This window comes from Pseudomonas sp. BNK-45 (genome assembly GCF_047456255.1).
Classification (GTDB): domain Bacteria; phylum Pseudomonadota; class Gammaproteobacteria; order Pseudomonadales; family Pseudomonadaceae; genus Aquipseudomonas.
This window is the reverse complement of the sequence record NZ_CP179909.1, coordinates 1,825,327-1,843,513: the sequence shown is the minus strand read 5'-3', so window position 1 is coordinate 1,843,513 and position 18,187 is coordinate 1,825,327. Positions and strand designations below refer to the sequence as shown.

The window sequence follows — 18,187 nt, the reverse complement described above, 5'->3', positions numbered from 1 at the left end:
GGCTTGTCCGTATCGCTACGTTCATGCCTCTGAGGCGCGCTATTTTACAATCTTAAAACTACCTGTCAACCCCTTAAATTGCTTTTAAGACAATGATTTGCGACTTCATTGCCGGTTTCTTCTACATCAGAAAAAACCTAGGGGGGTGACTGACTGCGGGGCGCACTTTACAAGCCTTTTCCTTACAGTTCAACACCCTAGTGAAAAAAAGGCCTCGCCAGGCGAGGCCTTTTTACTCAGCGGCCACCCAAGGTTCAGGCAAAGACGATTTCGTCGTCCTGCACCGAGGCGGTAACTGTAGCGCCCGGCAAGAAACCACCGGACAGGATCAACTGGGCCAACGGGTTCTCGATCCAGCGCTGAATGGCCCGCTTCAACGGCCGCGCGCCATACACCGGGTCGTAACCCACGGCGATCAGCTTGTCCAAGGCTTCGTCGCTCAGCACCAGGCTCAGCTCGCGCTCCGCCAGACGGCTGCGCAGGCGCCCCAGCTGGATCTGCGTGATGCCCGCGATCTGATCCCGCGCCAGAGGCTCGAAGATCACCACTTCGTCGACACGGTTGATGAATTCCGGCCGGAAGTGAGTGGACACTGCATCCATCACCGCTGCCCGCTGTGCTTCACGGTCCCCCACCAGCTCCTGGATCTGTGCCGAGCCCAGGTTGGAGGTCATGACGATCACCGTGTTGCGGAAGTCCACAGTACGTCCGTGGCTGTCCGTCAGGCGACCATCTTCGAGCACCTGCAGCAGGATGTTGAACACATCCGGGTGCGCCTTCTCGACTTCGTCCAGCAGGATCACCGAGTACGGCTTGCGACGCACGGCTTCGGTCAGATAGCCGCCCTCTTCGTAACCGACATAGCCCGGTGGCGCACCGATCAGGCGAGCCACGGAATGTTTCTCCATGAACTCGGACATGTCGATCCGCACCATGGCCTCTTCGGTGTCGAAGAGAAATTCCGCCAGGGCCTTGCACAGTTCGGTCTTGCCGACCCCGGTCGGGCCGAGAAACATGAACGAGCCGCTGGGACGGTTCGGATCGGACAACCCGGCCCGAGAGCGGCGTACCGCGTTGGATACCGCCACCACGGCCTCGTTCTGGCCGATCACCCGCTGATGCAGCAGGCTTTCCATCTTCAACAGCTTGTCACGCTCGCCTTCGAGCATTTTCGACACCGGGATGCCGGTCCACTTGGACACCACTTCGGCAATTTCTTCCTCGGTGACCTTGCTGCGCAGCAACTGATTCTCACTGTGGCCGTGCTGATCGACCATCTGCAGGCTGCGCTCCAGATCCGGGATCACCCCGTACTGCAGTTCGGCCATACGATTGAGGTCGCCTTTACGTCGGGCCGCTTCCAGTTCCTGACGCGACTGCTCGATCTTCTGCTGAATCTGTGCGGAACCCTGCACTTCGGCTTTCTCCGAGGTCCAGACTTCTTCCAGGTCAGCGTATTCACGCTCCAGGCGGACGATCTCTTCCTGGAGTTTTTCCAGGCGCTTGATCGCGGCCTCATCGTCTTCTTTCTTCAGGGCCTGGGATTCAACCTTGAGCTGAATCAGGCGCCGCTCCAGGCGATCCAGCACTTCCGGCTTGGAGTCGATCTCCATGCGGATGCGGCTGGCGGCCTCGTCGATCAGGTCGATGGCCTTGTCCGGCAGTTGCCGGTCAGTGATGTAACGATGGCTGAGCTTGGCCGCGGCAATGATCGCACCGTCAGTGATCGCCACCTTGTGGTGCACCTCGTAGCGCTCTTTCAGGCCACGCAGGATAGCGATGGTGTCTTCCTCGCTCGGCTCGTCCACCAGCACTTTCTGGAAGCGCCGTTCGAGGGCCGCATCCTTCTCTATATATTGGCGGTACTCGTTGAGCGTGGTGGCACCCACGCAGTGCAGCTCACCACGGGCCAACGCCGGCTTGAGCATGTTGCCCGCATCCATGGAGCCTTCGCCCTTGCCGGCGCCGACCATGGTATGCAGCTCGTCGATGAACAGAATGATCTGGCCTTCCTGCTTCGACAGCTCATTGAGCAGGGATTTCAGGCGCTCTTCGAACTCGCCGCGGTACTTGGCACCGGCAATCAGTGCCCCCATGTCCAGGGACAGCAGGCGCTTGCCTTTCAGGCCATCGGGCACCTCACCATTGATGATCCGCTGGGCCAGGCCTTCGGCGATGGCCGTCTTGCCCACGCCGGGCTCACCGATCAGCACCGGGTTGTTCTTGGTACGACGCTGCAGCACCTGGATGGTCCGGCGAATTTCATCGTCACGGCCAATCACCGGATCGAGCTTGCCTTCCTCGGCGCGCTTGGTCAGGTCAACGGTGTATTTATCCAGGGCCTGACGCGACTCCTCGACGTTGGCGTCATTTACCGCCTCGCCGCCGCGCAGGTTGTTGATGGCGTTCTCCAGAGCCTTCTTGCTCACGCCCTGGCCCAGCAGCAGTTTGCCGAGCTTGCTGTTTTCATCCATGGCCGCCAGCAGCACCAGTTCACTGGAAATGAACTGATCGCCTTTCTGCTGCGCCAGGCGATCGGCCTGGTTGAGCAGGCGCGCCAGATCCTGGGACATGTTGACGTCGCCAGTGGGGTTCTGGATTTTCGGCAGTTTATCGAGCTCTTTGCTCAGTTCCTTGCGCAGGCTGTTGACGTCGAAGCCCACTTGCATCAGCAAGGGCTTGATCGAACCGCCCTGCTGTTCAAGCAGCGCCTGCATCAGGTGCGCTGGCTCGATGGCCGGATGATCCAGGCCAACCGCCAGAGATTGAGAATCGGATAAGGCCAGCTGAAGCTTGCTGGTTAATCGGTCTATACGCATTAGTCACCTTCCTTTTGAGCAGGCCGGAGCGATGGACACACCTAAATAGAGAAACCTGCCAGATGTTTCTCTAGATGCGGTCGATTCTGGGAGATTCAAGCGCCAGCAGCTTGACGCAAGTCAGATGAGTCTAGCGCTCTAGCCAGATAAGGGAGGCAAAACGTCCGGTACGCGGGCTGCGTCGGTAAGAAAAGAAGCGTGGGTCGGTCACGGTGCAGTAGCCGCCACCATAGACCGCCGTTACCCCCCGAGCCGCCAGGCGCAGGCGCGCCAGCTGGTAGATGTCGGCCATGAAGCGGCCGGCATTGACGCTTGGTACAAAGGCTTGCTCGGTAGCAGCCAACTGGCTGACGAAGGCTTCGCGCACTTCAGCCCCGACCTCAAAACGCTCCGGGCCAATGGCCGGCCCCAGCCATACCAGCACTTCGGCGGGTGCAGCATCCAGGCTGTCGAGGGTGGCTTCCAGCACACCGGCCGCCAGCCCGCGCCAACCGGCATGAGCCGCCGCAACCCGGGTTCCGCTTCGGTTGCAGAACAGCGCCGGCAGACAATCGGCAGTCATCACCGCACAGGCGATGCCCGGGGTCGCCGACCAACTGGCATCGGCCGTTGCCACCACCGACGGATCAGCGTGGGCCACGGCAATCCCGTGCACCTGTTGCAACCAGGCCGGAGCAATGTCGAAACGCTCGGTCAGGCGCCGTCGGTTTTCGGCCACCGCTTCAGGTTGGTCTTCAACGTGATCGCCCAGGTTCAGGCTGTCGAACGGCGCCAGGCTGACGCCGCCGCTGCGGGTGGTGACACAGGCTCTGACCCCGGCCGGCGCGGGCCAGTCAGGCAGCAGCCAGTCACTCATCCGACGAACGCCTCACGGTCTTGCTTGAGCAGCGACAACAGCCAGACGAAGTCATCCGGCAATGGCGACTCCCAGCTCATGCGTTCACCGGTGGTCGGATGATCCAGCTCCAGGAAACGGGCATGCAGGGCCTGGCGCGGGAAGTTTTTCAGCGACTCGACCATGGTCTGGCTGGCAGCCGGCGGAATGCGGAAACGACCGCCATAGGCCGGGTCGCCCACCAGCGGGAAGTTGATATGGGCCATGTGCACCCGGATCTGGTGGGTACGACCGGTCTCCAGCTTGACCCGCACGTGGGTGTGGGAACGGAAACGCTCCAGTACCCGATAGTGGCTGACGGCCTGCTTGCCGCCTTCCATCACCGCCATACGCTGACGCTGCTGGCCGTGACGGCCGATGGGCGCGTTGATCTTGCCCCCGGCGGTGACCACACCGATCACGATGCATTCATAGATGCGGCTGACGCTGCGGCTCTGCAACTGGGCCACCAGCTGGGTCTGGGCCTGGATAGTCTTGGCCACCACCATCAGACCGGTGGTGTCCTTGTCCAGGCGGTGGACGATACCGGCCCGAGGCACATTGATAATGTCGGGAACGTGATGCAGCAAGGCGTTGAGCAAGGTGCCATCAGCATGGCCGGCAGCCGGGTGCACCACCAGGCCCGCGGGCTTGTTGATCACCAGGATGTCGTCGTCCTCATAGACGATGTCCAGCTCGATGTCCTGGGCGATCCACTCGCCCTGGGCCTCCTGCTCGGCGGTCAGCTCGAGTACGGCACCGCCGTGCACGATGTCCCGCGGGCGGATCACCGCTCCGTCCACAGTCAGGCGGCCGTCTTTGATCCAGGCGGAAAGGCGCGAGCGCGAATGCTCAGCGAATAGTTGGGCGGCGACTTGATCGAGGCGTTGACCGCCCAGTTCGGACGGCACCTCTGCGCGAAGTTCAATTTTATCGGACATGCTCGGACTGGGCGTCGGCACAGCCTTTGGTTTCGGCTGCGCGCTTGTGGTTAAATACGGCGTCTTTTGCCCCGAGGCTTTCAACGGGGCGCTCATCATAACAGGACGGCCCCGCCCAAGACAGCGGCCGTCATAGGGACGCAAGCCGCCATGCAAGTGAAACACCTGCTGCTGATCGCCATCCTCGCACTGACCGCTGCTTGCTCATCGAAGGAAGTCGTTGACGAAAACCTGAGCGAAGTCGAGTTGTACCAGCAGGCGCAGACCGACCTGGACAACCACAGCTATACCAGCGCCACTGCCAAGCTCAAGGCCCTGGAATCGCGCTATCCCTTTGGTCGCTACGCCGATCAGGCACAGCTCGAGCTGATCTACGCCAACTACAAGAATGCCGAGCCGGAAGCCGCCAAGTCCGCTGCCGAGCGCTTCATTCGCCTGCATCCCCAGCACCCGAACGTGGACTACGCCTACTACCTCAAGGGCCTGACCTCCTTCGACCAGGACGTCGGCCTGCTGGCGCGCTTCCTGCCACTGGACATGACCAAGCGTGACCCGGGTGCCGCCCGCGACTCCTACAACGAGTTCGCCCAGCTCACCAGCCGCTTCCCCAACAGCCGCTACGCCCCGGACGCCAAGCAGCGCATGATCTACCTGCGCAACCTGCTGGCCGCCTACGAAATCCACGTGGCCGACTACTACCTGACCCGCCAGGCCTACGTCGCCGCCGCCAACCGTGGCCGCTACGTCGTGGAAAACTTCCAGGAAACCCCTTCCGTGGGTGACGGCCTGGCGGTGATGACCGAGGCCTACCAGCGCCTGCACCTGGACGAGCTGGCTGCAACCAGCCTGGAAACCCTGAAGCTCAACTACCCGAATCACCCAAGCCTGGTGGACGGCCAGTTCGTACCGCGCGTGGCGGAAGCCGACAACCGTTCGTGGCTGAGCAAGGCCACCCTGGGCCTGATCGAGTCCCGCCCACCGCTGCCGCCGGGAGAAACCCGCGCCAACCAGGACGTGATGAAGCAGTACCAGGACGCCAAGGACGCGATCCCGTCGGAGCTCAAGCCCAAAGACAGCAACGGCGATGCGATCGAGGAAGAAAAGCACGAGGCCGCCGGCAACAACAGCGACCGTTCCTGGTTCAGCTACATGACCTTCGGCGTGTTCGACTGACAGCCAGCGCAGCAAATAAAGGGAGACTTCAAGTCTCCCTTTTTCATGCCTGACACTTCTTGGGCCTGTGCGCCTGCCAGGCGCTTGGCTAAACTGCCGCCTCTCTCCCCCCACAAAGCGGGTCACCATGCTTCGTCTACTGTTCTGGATCGCCCTGATTGCCGCTGCGGTATGGTTCTGGCGCAAGTTCAAGCGCCCCGCGGCCACACCCCGCAGCCCCCACGAACCGGCCACTACACCAATGGTGCGCTGTGCCCACTGCGGCGTGCACCTGCCTCAGGATAGGGCGCTGAGCCTGTCGCAACAGTGGTACTGCAGCCAGGCACATCTGGAGCAAGGCCCTGGCCGCCAGGACCGCTGACAGCTGCGACATGGGCTCAAGCGCGTAGCCATTCCCGACACGCGCACCTTGAGCCCTTGCGCCAGCACCGAAGGCCCTTGCTTTCCCCTCGCCCTGCCAGCCCCGGACTCGGGGCGCGAACCCACACAACTGGCGACAAAATAACCGTCGCCCAAGCCCCTGCGCGCGCCTCCCCGCGGGCCTAGACTTCATCTCTCGCCTACAGCACGAGCGCTGTCGCCCGCTGCTCACTCCCGGAGAAAGACGGCCACCGCCATGAATCCACAGCACAGAGCGCTGGTGGTCGATGAGACCAGGGAAATCCGCTCTGTGCTGGAGATCACCCTGGGCCGCATGCGCCTGCACACCCAAAGCGCCCGCAGCCTGCAGGAGGCCCGCAGCCACCTGGCCCGGGAGCATTTCGACCTGTGCCTGACCGACCTGCACCTGCCGGACGGCAGCGGCCTGGAGCTGCTGCAGCATATTCGCCGGCACCATCCCCAATTGCCGGTGGCCCTGCTCAGCCACGAGACCTGCGCGCCAACCAGCGCCCTGGATGCCGAAACCTGCGACCTGCTGCCAAAGCCTCTGGACCTCAAGCGCCTGCGGGACTGGGTGGCCACCGCCCTGAAACGACAACACTCGGGTGTGGCGACTCGCTTCTCTGAGCAACTGCCGGGGGATTCGCCGCCCATGGTCATCCTGCGCCGGCATATTGCCAAACTGGCCGCCAGCCTCGCGCCGCTCTACATCAGCGGCGAGTCCGGCAGCGGCAAGGAACGAGTGGCCCGATTGATCCACCAGTCAGGCCCCAGAGCCGCACAGCCCTTTGTCCCGGTCAACTGCGGAGCGATTCCCGGCGAACTGATGGAGAGCGAGTTTTTCGGTCACCGCAAGGGCAGCTTCAGCGGCGCCCTGATGGATCAGCCCGGACTGTTCCGGGCCGCTCATGGCGGCACCCTGTTCCTTGACGAGATCGCCGACCTGCCGCTGGTCATGCAGGTGAAACTGCTGCGAACCCTGCAGGAAAAGTCAGTGCGCTCAGTAGGCGCTCAGGAAGAACAGGCGGTGGATGTACGAATCCTCTGTGCGACCCACAAGGATCTGAAAAGCGAAGTGCAAGCCGGACGCTTTCGCCAGGACCTGTTTTATCGGCTGAATGTCATCGAGTTGCGGGTTCCCGCCCTGCGCGAACGTCGGGACGATATCGGGCTACTGGCCCGGCACATCCTCCAGCGTCTGGCCGCCAGCAGTGGCCGGCCAGCCCCACAGTTGCACCCACAAGCGCTGCAAGCCCTGGAGCGCTACGACTTCCCCGGCAATGTGCGTGAACTGGAGAACCTGCTGGAACGGGCCCTGGCCCTTTGCGAGAGTCCGTGGATCGAAGTGGCAGACCTGAATTTACCGGTCCCCGAACCTGAGGACGAGCTCCCGCCGGGGCCCGCCCTCAATCTCGATCTGGCGCGGCACCTGCAGCAGGTGGAGCGCCAGTTGCTGCTCCAGACCCTGGAGCAAACCCGCTGGAACCGCACGGAGGCGGCCCGGCGGTTGAGCCTGTCGCTGCGTTCGATGCGCTATCGCATGAAGAAGCTCGGACTGGACTAGACCCGCCCCTCAGGGGCATAGGGCGCCGGATCGATGATCGGTGCATGCCCCAGCAACAGGTCGCAGAACAACTGGCAGGAAGCCGGTGCCAGCACCAGACCGTTGCGGTAATGCCCGCAGTTGAGCCACAGGCCGGCAAACCCGGGAACCGGTCCGATATAGGGAATCCCCTCGGGAGAGCCGGGTCGCAGCCCGGCCCAATGCCCCACCACTTCGGCATCCGCCAGGGCCGGGATCAGCTCGACGGCCGAGGCCTTGAGGCTTTCCAGTGCCGAGGCGGTCGGGGTCTTGTCGAAGCCCTCATGCTCCAGGGTGCTGCCCACCAGGATATGGCCGTCCCGTCGTGGAATGGCATAACGCCCCTTGGCCAGAACCATGCAGGAGAGGAAATCGGCAGCGCACTTGTAGAGGATCATCTGCCCCTTAACCGGCTCCACGGGCAGCTCCAGCCCCAGGCTACCGAGCAACTCGCCACTCCAGGCACCAGCGCAAAGCACCACCTGGTCGGCACGAATCTCTCCGAGCGAGCTATGCACCCCTGCCACTCGCTGGCCGTCGTGGATAAAACCGCTGACCGTACATTGCTCGTCAATGCGCACATTGGGCAAGGCCTGCAAAGCCGCCTTGAGGGATTTGACCAGACGCGGGTTGCGCACATTGGCCACATTGGCCATGTAGATCGCCCGCTGGTAGCCGGCACCCAGCACCGGCACTCCGTCATGCACCGCCGAGATGTCCACGGCACTCAGGGGACGGCCTTCGCGTTGCGCCCACTCCAGCGCCAGGGCCTGGTCTTCGAGGTCCAGCCAATAGAGCCCGGTGGTATGGACCTCGGGATCGACCCCGGTGGCGTTCAGCAGTTGCTGCGCCAGCTGTGGATAAAAATCCTGGGACCAGTGGGCCAGGGCCGTGACCGCCGGACTGTAGCGCCAGGGATACAGCGGCGAAACGATCCCGCCACCGGCCCAGGACGACTCGCGCCCCAGGTCCGAGCGCTCCACAAGTCGTACCCGCTGGCCCCGGGACGCCAGATTGAAGGCCGTGAGCAGACCGATCACCCCGCCGCCCACCACCAGCACTTGCTGTTGTTCAACCATAGTCAGATCCATTCAAGAGAAAGACAGTGGGCGCCGCAGCCCCCGAAACCCGTGATCAACGCCCCCAGCAGTCCTTGGCCGTCAGCCCTTCGGCCTGACCTGTGACGCTGATGGCGCCGGTTTGATCGATGCTGAAGCTGCCGCATTTGTCTCCCGCCATCAGCGTATCGGCCTTGGGCGATGCGGTCAGCGAGAAGCCGGTGTCGGTCAGGGTCGGGGCGATGCTGTAGTAATCGTTGCCGGCACTCAGGTCCGGGGCGTTGCTGTAGACCCCGGTTTTGGAAAAGTGGCGTTCGAGCTGCTGTGCCTGCTCGGTGAGCAACGCCGCGATTTCGCTGCGATGGGGCTTCTTCAGGTATTCGGTGATGCTGGGAAGGCTCAAGGTCAGGACCAGACCTATGATCGCAATCACGATCATGATTTCGATCAGGGTAAAACCTTGGTTGGATCTGCGCATGGTCAAGAATCTCGCTTACTGAATTTGTCGCCACAGGATGCGCCGGCTGCCACCGCTGGACCTTTGCTCCAGGGAGCTGCTGGCGCCGCCAGGGGCGCTGACGATCTTGCGGGGCTGATGGCTGGAAACGCCCGCGCGGCCGGGGAGCCCATCGACGAACCCGGTGCCCGTGGAGAAGGCTTCCTGATCCGTCACGACTCCAGCACCGTCGGCGTCCAGCGGCGCGGCGTCGAGCATCTTACCGCTGAACGCCTGCAACTCGATCAATTTCCCGCAGGCTTGGCCTGAGCCACACACACCAGTTTCGAGCCACCCAGCAGTCAAGGACCACGAACCGAATAGGCCAGAGGGCTCCGGAACCTGATCAGCCACCCTGACCGGCGACTGAACGTCGCTTGCGACAACCTGCCCCCCATTGCCCAGCAGCACGAGCGCAAACACCAACGGCCACCGGCACCGCAGCATCTCGGAATCAGTACTTGGCATAAATGCTCTCCAGCACGCTGCGCGCCTGCCCCGCCAGCCCTACTGCAGTCACTCGGTACAGAGTGGCCGAGGTGTCGGGGGGCAGGCCGAGCGCATTTCGGACAATCCCCAGGTTCTGCACCGCATAAAAACCCTCGCTGGCGGCGACCCAGGTCACCGCCGAAACCTCATTGAAGCCGGCACCGCTGACCACCGTCGATTCAGCGGGAGGTGCACACCGCACAGGATCCGCGCACAGCGGCAAAGAGTCATCACCCCGGCGGACCGCGCCTTCCCCCAGGCGCAGCGCCGCCTCCGCAGCCTGGAAAGCCCGATTGTGCAGCAGCAGACTGGCGGCCATCTTTTCCTGCAAGGTGGCGTTCTGCAGGGATGACAGGCCGATCAGGCTCAGCACCAGCAGAAACACCAGGCTCACCAACAACGCCATGCCCCGTTCGCCGTCGGGCTTGAATCCTGCCGGGTACCTCATCAGGGCAACCTGTTGCGCAAGGCCGCCACCACCGTGTAGCTCTGCGGGCCGACCCGAGCGTCGGGATCGGCCAGGGTCAGGCGCAATCGCACACTGCGGATCCGCGCCGGATCCCCCGGATGCGGGCTGTAGCGAGCAACCCCGCTATCCGTTGCGGAGCGGGCCACACCGAAACCGACATCGAAGGCTTCGACGTTGTCCAACAGCACCGCCTGCTGCTTGCCCAGGCCACTGCCGAACAACAGTTGATGGTTCTTGTAGCTGTAGAACACTCGTCGCAAGGCAAACACCTGCTGCCCGACACCTCCTGGATGAGCCCCCGAATAGGCCACCGCGCTGCGCTGGCAGTCGGTGACCAGGCTCCAGGTCGGCGCCCCGCCATCCTCACCGACATCCGCGGTGATCAGGGTCAGCTTGTGCTCGGCACTGTCCCACTGAATCGGGGTGGCCCGGTAACGAGAAAATTCCGTGGCGATGCTCGCGTCGTCGACGTCCCGCAAACACCCTGCCAGCCCCGCCATGCGAATTTCCTGGAGCATCTTGCTCAGGACAAACCGCCCATCCTCCTGCAAGTAGGCCGCGGCGCTCTGGCTGAGGTAGGTGTGTTTTGCCGCGATAAATACCTGGGTTGCGGCCAACACCAGCACCAGCCCCAAGAGCAGGGCCAGCATCATCTCCACCAGCGCAAAACCGCAGTTGCCTCGCTTCACGGCGTGCCTCCCGGCCCAACCGCCACTCGACTGCTGATTTCCAGGCTGCGCTGGCTGGCAACCCGGCCCGCGGCACGGGAGTCGTCCCAGGTGATGCGAACGGTGTAGACCTGCTGGTTGACGCTGATACGCCCCTTGGCGCCGGGCCCGCCAAAGCTGGCGACGTTGCCGGCAAAGTCCACCAGGTCCTGATCCCGCACCGTGCCCGTGTTGCCCTCAGAGGGAGTACCAAGGGTGTAATCGGCAGATGCGTTGGCCCGAATGCGATCGAGCATGTCGTAGGCGATAAAGCTGGCCTGAGTGCTCATTCGCGCACTGTCGGTATGCTGCAGCGCCCTGATCTGCAGCGCCGCCGCTCCCAACAGGCCCAGCGCCAGAATCGACAGCGCCACCAGCACCTCGATCAAGGACATGCCGTCCTGTGCATGCCACCGGTTCATCCGTAATGTCCTCCATGACTCCCACCTCGATTGCGACAGGCACCGGTCACTCGCCGCAGGCGACGGCCCCTCAAGTTCGGCGAGCCGCGCCAGGACGGCGCAAATCGATGCGGCCGCCTCCAGAGGTTAGCCTCGGCGTCGCCCCCAGGCCGCTGACTGGAACACCCCGCAATACATTGCCCTGCGCCCCCACACAGCATGTGCCGCAAGCGACAACACGCAGCGCGATGTGCGGTTGCCGCTAGCTGAAACCCTTTGTAGGCAAATTCATGGCAAGCCCTGGCAAAGTCCTCGGCTATAACAGTTCAACGCCTGGCCGGTCGGAGACTGGCACTGTGGCCCTTTGGCTCAAGGGCGGGTACCTATCGCGTGAAATCGGGCGTTCCAGGGAGGAATAGCGCATGCATGAGAAGGGGTTCAGCCTGATCGAACTGCTGAGCGCGCTGGCGGTGCTGGCGCTGTTGCTGCCACTGTCCAGCGCCGCCCTCAGTGAGCTGCTGCGCTCCAATCGCCAGCAGGACTCCGCGCAGATGCTTGCCAGCGGCCTGCGCAATGCCCGGGCGGCGGCAATCCTGCATCAACGCACCGCGCTGATCCATGGCCTGGACAACGACTGGAGCCGGGGCTGGCGCATCATTCTGGATATCAGTGGCAAGGGGCCGGAGGATTCGGAGAATCCGCTGCTGATCGAGCGGCGCAGCGGTGGGCAGGTCCTGATAGTGGGTAATCGCCCGGTGCAGCATTACGTGCGTTTCAGCCCATTGGGCAACCCGTTGCTGCCCAGTGGCGCCTTCCAGGCCGGCACCCTGCACATCTGCCAGGCAGACCGGGAGCACAGCCGTCATCAGGTGGTGCTGTCACGCAGCGGGCGGGTCAGCCTGCGCAGCGATGCCGCCGAGCAGGCCTTGTGTGCGACAGCAGGCTGATCAGAGCAGGGAGCGAACCCGCAGCTCCTTGGGCATGGAGAAGGTGATGTTCTCTTCGCGTCCCGCCAGCTCGTCGGCCCCCGTGGCGCCCCAGGCTTGCAACTGCTGGATCACCCCACGCACCAGAACCTCCGGCGCCGAAGCACCGGCGGTGATGCCAATCCGCTCGACCCCGTCGAACCAACTGCGCTGCAGATCCTCGGCACCGTCGATCAGGTAGGCCGGGGTGGCCATGCGCTCGGCCAGCTCGCGCAGGCGGTTGGAGTTGGAGCTGTTGGGGCTGCCTACCACCAGTACCACGTCGCATTCGTCGGCCAGTTGCTTGACCGCGTCCTGGCGGTTTTGCGTGGCATAGCAGATGTCGTCCTTGCGCGGCCCACCAATGGCTGGGAAGCGCGCACGCAGGGCGTCGATCACCCGGCTGGTGTCATCCATGGACAAGGTGGTCTGGGTCACGAAGGCCAGGCGCTCGGGGTTGCGCACCTGCAGCTCGGCCACGTCCTTCTCGTCTTCCACCAGGTAGATGGCGCCGCCATTGCCAGCATCGTACTGGCCCATGGTGCCTTCGACTTCAGGGTGGCCGGCGTGGCCGATCAGGATGCATTCACGAGCGTCGCGGCTGTAGCGCGCCACTTCGATATGCACCTTGGTCACCAGCGGGCAGGTGGCATCGAACACCTTGAGGCCACGACCGGCGGCTTCGCTGCGCACCGCCTGGGAAACACCGTGGGCGCTGAAGATGACAATGACGTCATCCGGCACCTGGTCCAGCTCTTCGACGAAGATCGCTCCGCGATTGCGCAGGTCTTCGACGACAAATTTGTTGTGTACCACTTCATGCCGGACGTAGATCGGCGGCCCGAAGACTTCCAGGGCGCGATTGACGATTTCGATCGCCCGGTCCACACCGGCGCAGAAGCCACGGGGGTTGGCGAGTTTGATTTGCATGCTGTGCCTCGTGTCTTGCGCGCAAGAAGTTAGATCGTTGTAGACAGCGGATCGCCGGCAAACCGGCTCCTACAGAATAGGAGGCAGCGTGCCGGCGATGCTGTTAAAGCGCTTTGACGTCGATGATCTCGACATCAAAGGTCAGGGTCTTGCCGGCCAGCGGGTGGTTGAAGTCGACGGTGACCTGAGCGTCATCGAACGCTTTGACCACACCGGGCAATTCAGTGTTCGCCGCGTCATTGAAGATCACCAGCAAGCCTTCCGACAGCTCCATGTCCTGGAACTGCGAACGCGGGATGATCTGCACGTTCTGCGGGTTGGGCTGGCCGAAGGCGTTTTCCGGCTCGATCGTCAGATGGCGCTTGTCACCAGCCTTGAAGCCGAACAGCGCTGCTTCGAACCCGGGTAGCAGGTTGCCATCGCCGACCTTGAAGGTCGCCGGGGCCTTGTCGAAGGTGCTGTCTACGGTGTCGCCGTTCTCCAGGCGCAATGCGAAGTGCAAAGTGACTTCGGTGTTCTGACCGATACGTTGTTCAGTCAATACCTGTTCAGTCATGAACGGCTTCTCCGGTTTTCTTGCTCTTGAACATATCCAGGGCCAGCATCACCGCGCCGACGGTAATGGCGCTGTCGGCGAAGTTGAATGCCGGGAAGTACCAGCGGTTCTGCCAGTGCACCAGGATGAAATCGATCACGTGACCCAGGGCGATGCGGTCGTACAGGTTGCCCAGAGCTCCGCCCAGTACCAGGGCCAGGGCGATGGCCAGCCAGGTTTCATTGCGCCCCAGACGCTTGAGCCAGACCACCAGCACCGCGCTGACCACAATCGCGATCAGGGCAAATAGCCAGCGCTGCCAGCCGGAGCTGTCCGCAAGAAAGCTGAAGGCCGCACCGGTGTTGTAGGCCAGGGTCCAGCTGAAGTAGTCCGGGATCACCACGATCTGCTGGTACATGCTCAACGAACTTTCGAAGTGCAGCTTGCTGACCTGGTCGATGACCAGGACCAGCACGCTCAACCACAGCCAGCCCAGACGGCCGAAACGGCCTGCGGCGTTAGGCATAGTGACGAACCTCGCCTGCGCCGCTGATGTTGTCCACGCAACGCCCGCAGATTTCCGGGTGCTCCGGATGCACACCAACGTCTTCGCGGCAGTGCCAGCAACGGGCGCACTTGACGAAGCTCGACTTGATCACTTTCAGCTTGAGGCCGCTGACTTCGGTTTCCATCGCGTCAGCCGGGGCCTGGGCCAGAGGCGCGACGCTGGCGGTGGAGGTGATCAGCACGAAGCGCAGTTCGTTGCTCAGCTTGGCCAGATCGGCCGACAGCGAATCCTCGGCGTACAGGGTCACTTCGGCCTGCAGGTTGCCACCCACCGCTTTCGCAGCGCGCTGGTTCTCCAGTTCCTTGTTGACCGCGGCCTTGACCGCCATGATCCGCTCCCAGAAGGCGCGGTCCAGCTCGAAGCCTTCCGGCAACTCGCTCAGGCCTTCGTACCAGGTGTTGAGCATCACCGATTCGTTGCGCTCGCCCGGCAGGTACTGCCACAGCTCGTCGGCGGTAAAGGCCAGGATCGGCGCGATCCAGCGCACCAGCGCTTCGGAGATGTGGAACAGCGCGGTCTGGCAGGAACGCCGGGCCTGGCTGTTGGCGCCGGTGGTGTACTGGCGGTCCTTGATGATGTCCAGGTAGAAGCCGCCCAGCTCCTGCACACAGAAGTTGTGCACCTTGGAGTAGACGTTCCAGAAGCGGTATTCGCCGTAGTGCAGCTCCAGCTCGCGCTGCAGCAGCAGGGTACGGTCCACGGCCCAACGGTCCAGGGCCAGCATGTCTTCAGCCGGCAGCAGGTCGGTGGCCGGGTTGAAGCCGCTCAGGTTGGAGAGCAGGAAGCGCGCGGTGTTACGGATACGCCGGTAGGCGTCGGCGCTGCGCTGCAGGATCTGATCGGAAACCGCCATCTCGCCGGAGTAGTCGGTGGCCGAAACCCACAGGCGCATGATGTCGGCGCCCAGGGTGTCGTTGACCTTCTGCGGGGCGATCACGTTGCCCAGGGACTTGGACATCTTGCGGCCGTTCTCGTCCACGGTGAAACCGTGGGTCAGCAGTTCGCGATACGGCGCGTGGTTGTCGATGGCGCAACCGGTGAGCAGGGACGAGTGGAACCAGCCGCGGTGCTGGTCGGAACCTTCCAGGTACAGGTCGGCCCGCGGGCCGCTTTCATGGCCCATCGGGTGCGAACCGCGCAGCACGTGCCAGTGGGTGGTGCCGGAATCGAACCAGACGTCCAGGGTGTCGCTGATCTTGTCGTACTGGCTGGCTTCGTCGCCCAGCAGTTCAGTGGCGTCCATCTTGAACCAGGCTTCGATGCCTTGCTGTTCGACGCGCTTGGCCACCTCTTCCATCAGCTCGACGGTACGTGGGTGCAGTTCGCCGCTTTCCTTGTGCAGGAAGAACGGAATCGGCACGCCCCAGTTGCGCTGGCGGGAGATGCACCAGTCCGGACGGTTGGCGATCATCGAGTGCAGGCGCGCCTGGCCCCAGGCCGGGACGAACTGGGTGTCCTCGATGGCTTGCAGGGCGCGCTGACGCAGGGTGCCGCCGGCTTCCGGCTGCTTGTCCATGCCGACGAACCATTGCGCGGTGGCGCGATAGATCAGCGGGGTCTTGTGACGCCAGCAGTGCATGTAGCTGTGGCTGATGGTTTCGGTGTGCAGCAGCGCGCCGACTTCGCTCAGCTTGTCGACGATGGCCGGGTTGGCCTTCCAGATGAACTGGCCGCCGAAGAACTCCAGCGACGACGCGTAGACACCGTTGCTCTGTACCGGGTTGAGGATGTCGTCGTTGACCATGCCGTAGCGCTTGCAGGTCACGAAGTCGTCTTCACCGTAGGCAGGCGAGGAGTGAACCACGCCGGTACCGGCGCCCAGTTCCACGTACTCGGCCAGGTACACCGGCGACAGGCGATCATAGAACGGGTGACGGAAATTGATCAGTTCCAGGGCCGAACCCGGGGCGGTGGCGATCACCGAGCCTTCCAGGTTGTAGCGAGCCAGGCAGGATTCCACCAGTTCTTCGGCCAGGACCAGCAGGCGCTCGCCGGCATCCACCAGGGCGTAGTTGAACTCCGGATGGACGTTCAGCGCCTGGTTGGCCGGGATGGTCCACGGGGTGGTGGTCCAGATCACGATGGCGGCGGGCTTGGCCAGCTTGGCCAGGCCGAAGGCGCCAGCCAGCTTGGCTTCGTCGGCAATCGGGAAGGCCACGTCGATGGTGGCGGACTTCTTGTCCTGATACTCGACTTCCGCCTCGGCCAGGGCCGAACCGCAGTCGAAGCACCAGTTCACCGGCTTCAGGCCCTTGAACACGAAGCCACCCTTGACCATTTCCGCCAGGGCACGGATCTCCCCGGCCTCGTTGGCGAAGTTCATGGTCTTGTACGGGTTGGCCCAGTCACCCAGCACGCCCAGGCGGATGAACTCGGCCTTCTGCCCTTCGATCTGCTCCGACGCGTAGGTGCGGCACAGCTCGCGAGTCTGGTCCGAAGACAGGTTCTTGCCGTGAGTCACCTCGACCTTGTGCTCGATCGGCAGGCCGTGGCAGTCCCAACCCGGAACATAAGGCGCGTCGAAACCCGCCAGGGTTTTCGAGCGGATGATCATGTCCTTGAGAATCTTGTTGACCGCATGACCGATGTGAATCGAGCCGTTGGCATAGGGAGGACCGTCGTGCAGGACGAACTTGGGACGATCCTTGCCAATCTCGCGCAACTTTCCGTACAGGCCAATGCTGTCCCAACGCTGCAGAATCTGTGGTTCGCGCTGAGGCAGGCCGGCCTTCATTGGGAAGGCGGTGTCCGGAAGGTTTAACGTGGCTTTATAGTCGGTCATTTAAGGCTCTTCATTAGCGATTGGCGCTATGGATACGTGCCACTTGGGCACGGGCGGCGGCAACATCCGCATTGATCGCCGTCTTCAACGCCTCCAGGGAGGCGAAACGCTGCTCTTCACGCAGCTTGTGGTGGAAAACCACCGTCAAACGCCGGTCATACAGATCGCCGGCAAAATCTAAAAGATGAACTTCCAGGTGGGCCTTGCCATCACCTGCAACCGTGGGCCGCACGCCAATATTGGCGACACCGGGCCAGGTCTTGCCATCGATATCGACGCTCACCAGGTAGACCCCGGACAGCGGCACGCGGCGGCGTTTCAATTGCACGTTGGCAGTGGGCGTACCCAACTGGCGCGCCAGCTTCTGCCCGTGCAGGACCCGTCCGGCAATCCGGTACGGTCGACCGAGCAGCCGCTCGGCCAGATCAAAGTCGGCAGCGGCCAGGGCATTGCGGACCTGGGTGCTGCTGACGCGCAAGCCATCCAGCTCAACGGTCTGCGCGGCTTCCACGGTAAATCCGTGAGTGGCTCCGGCCTGTTGCAGGAACTCGAAATCGCCAACCCGGTCGCAGCCGAAGCGGAAATCGTCCCCCACTTCCAGGTGCTGCACACCCAGGCCGTCCACCAGGATCCGCTCGACGAACTCGCTGGCGCCAAGCTTGCTCAGGCGCTGGTTGAAGGCCAGGCACAGAACCCGATCGACACCTGCCTGAGCCAGCAACTGCAGCTTGTCGCGCAAGCGGGCCAGGCGGGCCGGAGCGGTCTCCGGGGAGAAAAACTCCCGCGGCTGCGGCTCGAAGATCACCACGCAGCTGGGCACGCCCAACTCGAGCGCACGCTCACGCAGCCGCCCCAGAATAGCCTGGTGACCACGGTGAACACCGTCAAAGTTGCCAATAGTGGCGACGCAGCCCCGATGCTGGGGGCGCAGATTGTGGAGGCCTCGAACCAGCTGCATAACGCGCTTCTTGCTCATAAAGTGGCCGATTATAACCACACCCGGCGGCCGACGACAGG

The 18,187-nt window shown here is 63.1% G+C and carries 18 protein-coding genes; 4 read left to right on the top strand and 14 right to left on the bottom strand.

Annotation, left to right across the window (positions count from 1 at the left end):
- Window positions 1-254: 254 nt before the first annotated feature.
- The 3 genes from clpB to rluD all read right to left on the bottom strand — a co-directional run bounded on the left by clpB (window position 255) and on the right by rluD (window position 4,634).
- Window positions 255-2,819 carry an ATP-dependent chaperone ClpB gene (gene clpB, locus ACMGG8_RS08525; RefSeq protein WP_060841150.1) on the bottom strand — a complete coding sequence of 855 codons (2,565 nt, stop codon included), beginning with the start codon at window positions 2,817-2,819 and terminating at the stop codon, window positions 255-257.
- Window positions 2,820-2,949: 130 nt separating this feature from the next.
- Window positions 2,950-3,675 (bottom strand): peptidoglycan editing factor PgeF, encoded by a 726-nt coding sequence (gene pgeF, locus ACMGG8_RS08520; protein ID WP_060841151.1) that lies wholly within the window; start codon window positions 3,673-3,675, stop codon window positions 2,950-2,952.
- Window positions 3,672-4,634, bottom strand: a complete 963-nt coding sequence (gene rluD, locus ACMGG8_RS08515; RefSeq protein WP_016964308.1) for a 23S rRNA pseudouridine(1911/1915/1917) synthase RluD — start codon at window positions 4,632-4,634, stop codon at window positions 3,672-3,674. Before rluD ends, pgeF begins: the two co-directional genes overlap by 4 nt.
- 150 nt (window positions 4,635-4,784) lie before the next feature.
- Here rluD and ACMGG8_RS08510 point away from each other — a divergent pair, with 150 nt between their 5' ends.
- The 3 genes from ACMGG8_RS08510 to ACMGG8_RS08500 all read left to right on the top strand — a co-directional run bounded on the left by ACMGG8_RS08510 (window position 4,785) and on the right by ACMGG8_RS08500 (window position 7,752).
- Complete coding sequence (locus ACMGG8_RS08510; RefSeq protein ID WP_060841152.1) at window positions 4,785-5,807, top strand: outer membrane protein assembly factor BamD; 1,023 nt, start codon at window positions 4,785-4,787, stop codon at window positions 5,805-5,807.
- Window positions 5,808-5,934: 127 nt separating this feature from the next.
- Window positions 5,935-6,168, top strand: coding sequence for a PP0621 family protein (locus tag ACMGG8_RS08505; RefSeq protein WP_060841153.1), 234 nt, complete (start codon window positions 5,935-5,937; stop codon window positions 6,166-6,168).
- A gap of 255 nt (window positions 6,169-6,423) precedes the next feature.
- Window positions 6,424-7,752, top strand: a complete 1,329-nt coding sequence (locus ACMGG8_RS08500) for a sigma-54-dependent transcriptional regulator (RefSeq protein WP_414159447.1) — start codon at window positions 6,424-6,426, stop codon at window positions 7,750-7,752.
- Here the strand turns inward: ACMGG8_RS08500 and thiO are convergent.
- The 6 genes from thiO to pilV form a co-directional block, all read right to left on the bottom strand.
- Window positions 7,749-8,849 carry a glycine oxidase ThiO gene (thiO, locus tag ACMGG8_RS08495; RefSeq protein ID WP_414159446.1) on the bottom strand — a complete coding sequence of 367 codons (1,101 nt, stop codon included), beginning with the start codon at window positions 8,847-8,849 and terminating at the stop codon, window positions 7,749-7,751. The genes ACMGG8_RS08500 and thiO overlap by 4 nt on opposite strands.
- Window positions 8,850-8,904: 55 nt before the next feature.
- Window positions 8,905-9,306 (bottom strand): type IV pilin protein, encoded by a 402-nt coding sequence (locus tag ACMGG8_RS08490; protein WP_414159445.1) that lies wholly within the window; start codon window positions 9,304-9,306, stop codon window positions 8,905-8,907.
- Between the two features lie 15 nt (window positions 9,307-9,321).
- Window positions 9,322-9,573: a hypothetical protein gene (locus ACMGG8_RS08485; protein WP_414159444.1), complete on the bottom strand. Its 252-nt coding sequence runs from the start codon at window positions 9,571-9,573 to the stop codon at window positions 9,322-9,324.
- Between the two features lie 205 nt (window positions 9,574-9,778).
- The gene (locus ACMGG8_RS08480; RefSeq protein ID WP_414159443.1) at window positions 9,779-10,261 is read right to left on the bottom strand and encodes a PilX N-terminal domain-containing pilus assembly protein; all 483 of its coding nucleotides are present in this window, start codon (window positions 10,259-10,261) and stop codon (window positions 9,779-9,781) included.
- Complete coding sequence (locus ACMGG8_RS08475; protein WP_060841159.1) at window positions 10,261-10,971, bottom strand: PilW family protein; 711 nt, start codon at window positions 10,969-10,971, stop codon at window positions 10,261-10,263. Before ACMGG8_RS08475 ends, ACMGG8_RS08480 begins: the two co-directional genes overlap by 1 nt.
- Window positions 10,968-11,411: a type IV pilus modification protein PilV gene (pilV, locus tag ACMGG8_RS08470; protein WP_060841160.1), complete on the bottom strand. Its 444-nt coding sequence runs from the start codon at window positions 11,409-11,411 to the stop codon at window positions 10,968-10,970. Before pilV ends, ACMGG8_RS08475 begins: the two co-directional genes overlap by 4 nt.
- 401 nt (window positions 11,412-11,812) lie before the next feature.
- On the opposite strand from pilV, the gene ACMGG8_RS08465 reads away from it, so the two are divergent.
- Entirely contained in the window at window positions 11,813-12,337 is a 525-nt protein-coding gene (locus ACMGG8_RS08465) for a GspH/FimT family protein (protein WP_060841161.1), read from the top strand.
- Here ACMGG8_RS08465 and ispH read toward each other — a convergent pair whose 3' ends face one another.
- From ispH to ribF, 5 genes are all read right to left on the bottom strand, one after another.
- On the bottom strand, window positions 12,338-13,285 hold the full coding sequence (ispH, locus tag ACMGG8_RS08460) for a 4-hydroxy-3-methylbut-2-enyl diphosphate reductase (RefSeq protein WP_414159442.1): 948 nt from the start codon (window positions 13,283-13,285) through the stop codon (window positions 12,338-12,340). It lies immediately after the preceding gene.
- 103 nt (window positions 13,286-13,388) lie between these two features.
- Window positions 13,389-13,841 (bottom strand): FKBP-type peptidyl-prolyl cis-trans isomerase, encoded by a 453-nt coding sequence (gene fkpB, locus ACMGG8_RS08455; protein WP_060841163.1) that lies wholly within the window; start codon window positions 13,839-13,841, stop codon window positions 13,389-13,391.
- The gene (lspA, locus tag ACMGG8_RS08450) at window positions 13,834-14,346 is read right to left on the bottom strand and encodes a signal peptidase II (RefSeq protein ID WP_016964296.1); all 513 of its coding nucleotides are present in this window, start codon (window positions 14,344-14,346) and stop codon (window positions 13,834-13,836) included. The genes fkpB and lspA overlap by 8 nt, the downstream gene beginning before the upstream one ends.
- Window positions 14,339-17,170 carry an isoleucine--tRNA ligase gene (ileS, locus tag ACMGG8_RS08445; RefSeq protein ID WP_414159441.1) on the bottom strand — a complete coding sequence of 944 codons (2,832 nt, stop codon included), beginning with the start codon at window positions 17,168-17,170 and terminating at the stop codon, window positions 14,339-14,341. Before ileS ends, lspA begins: the two co-directional genes overlap by 8 nt.
- A gap of 13 nt (window positions 17,171-17,183) precedes the next feature.
- Complete coding sequence (gene ribF, locus ACMGG8_RS08440) at window positions 17,184-18,128, bottom strand: bifunctional riboflavin kinase/FAD synthetase (protein WP_060841165.1); 945 nt, start codon at window positions 18,126-18,128, stop codon at window positions 17,184-17,186.
- Window positions 18,129-18,187 lie beyond the last annotated feature (59 nt).

Bases quoted from the DNA above. Each gene is read 5' to 3' on its own strand.
- clpB (WP_060841150.1), bottom strand. From the start codon at position 2,819: ATGCGTATAGACCGATTAACCAGCAAGCTTCAGCTGGCCTTATCCGAT.
- pgeF (WP_060841151.1), bottom strand. From the start codon at position 3,675: ATGAGTGACTGGCTGCTGCCTGACTGGCCCGCGCCGGCCGGGGTCAGA.
- rluD (WP_016964308.1), bottom strand. From the start codon at position 4,634: ATGTCCGATAAAATTGAACTTCGCGCAGAGGTGCCGTCCGAACTGGGC.
- ACMGG8_RS08510 (WP_060841152.1), top strand. From the start codon at position 4,785: ATGCAAGTGAAACACCTGCTGCTGATCGCCATCCTCGCACTGACCGCT.
- ACMGG8_RS08505 (WP_060841153.1), top strand. From the start codon at position 5,935: ATGCTTCGTCTACTGTTCTGGATCGCCCTGATTGCCGCTGCGGTATGG.
- ACMGG8_RS08500 (WP_414159447.1), top strand. From the start codon at position 6,424: ATGAATCCACAGCACAGAGCGCTGGTGGTCGATGAGACCAGGGAAATC.
- thiO (WP_414159446.1), bottom strand. From the start codon at position 8,849: ATGGTTGAACAACAGCAAGTGCTGGTGGTGGGCGGCGGGGTGATCGGT.
- ACMGG8_RS08490 (WP_414159445.1), bottom strand. From the start codon at position 9,306: ATGCGCAGATCCAACCAAGGTTTTACCCTGATCGAAATCATGATCGTG.
- ACMGG8_RS08480 (WP_414159443.1), bottom strand. From the start codon at position 10,261: ATGAGGTACCCGGCAGGATTCAAGCCCGACGGCGAACGGGGCATGGCG.
- pilV (WP_060841160.1), bottom strand. From the start codon at position 11,411: ATGAACCGGTGGCATGCACAGGACGGCATGTCCTTGATCGAGGTGCTG.
- ACMGG8_RS08465 (WP_060841161.1), top strand. From the start codon at position 11,813: ATGCATGAGAAGGGGTTCAGCCTGATCGAACTGCTGAGCGCGCTGGCG.
- ispH (WP_414159442.1), bottom strand. From the start codon at position 13,285: ATGCAAATCAAACTCGCCAACCCCCGTGGCTTCTGCGCCGGTGTGGAC.
- fkpB (WP_060841163.1), bottom strand. From the start codon at position 13,841: ATGACTGAACAGGTATTGACTGAACAACGTATCGGTCAGAACACCGAA.
- lspA (WP_016964296.1), bottom strand. From the start codon at position 14,346: ATGCCTAACGCCGCAGGCCGTTTCGGCCGTCTGGGCTGGCTGTGGTTG.
- ileS (WP_414159441.1), bottom strand. From the start codon at position 17,170: ATGACCGACTATAAAGCCACGTTAAACCTTCCGGACACCGCCTTCCCA.
- ribF (WP_060841165.1), bottom strand. From the start codon at position 18,128: ATGCAGCTGGTTCGAGGCCTCCACAATCTGCGCCCCCAGCATCGGGGC.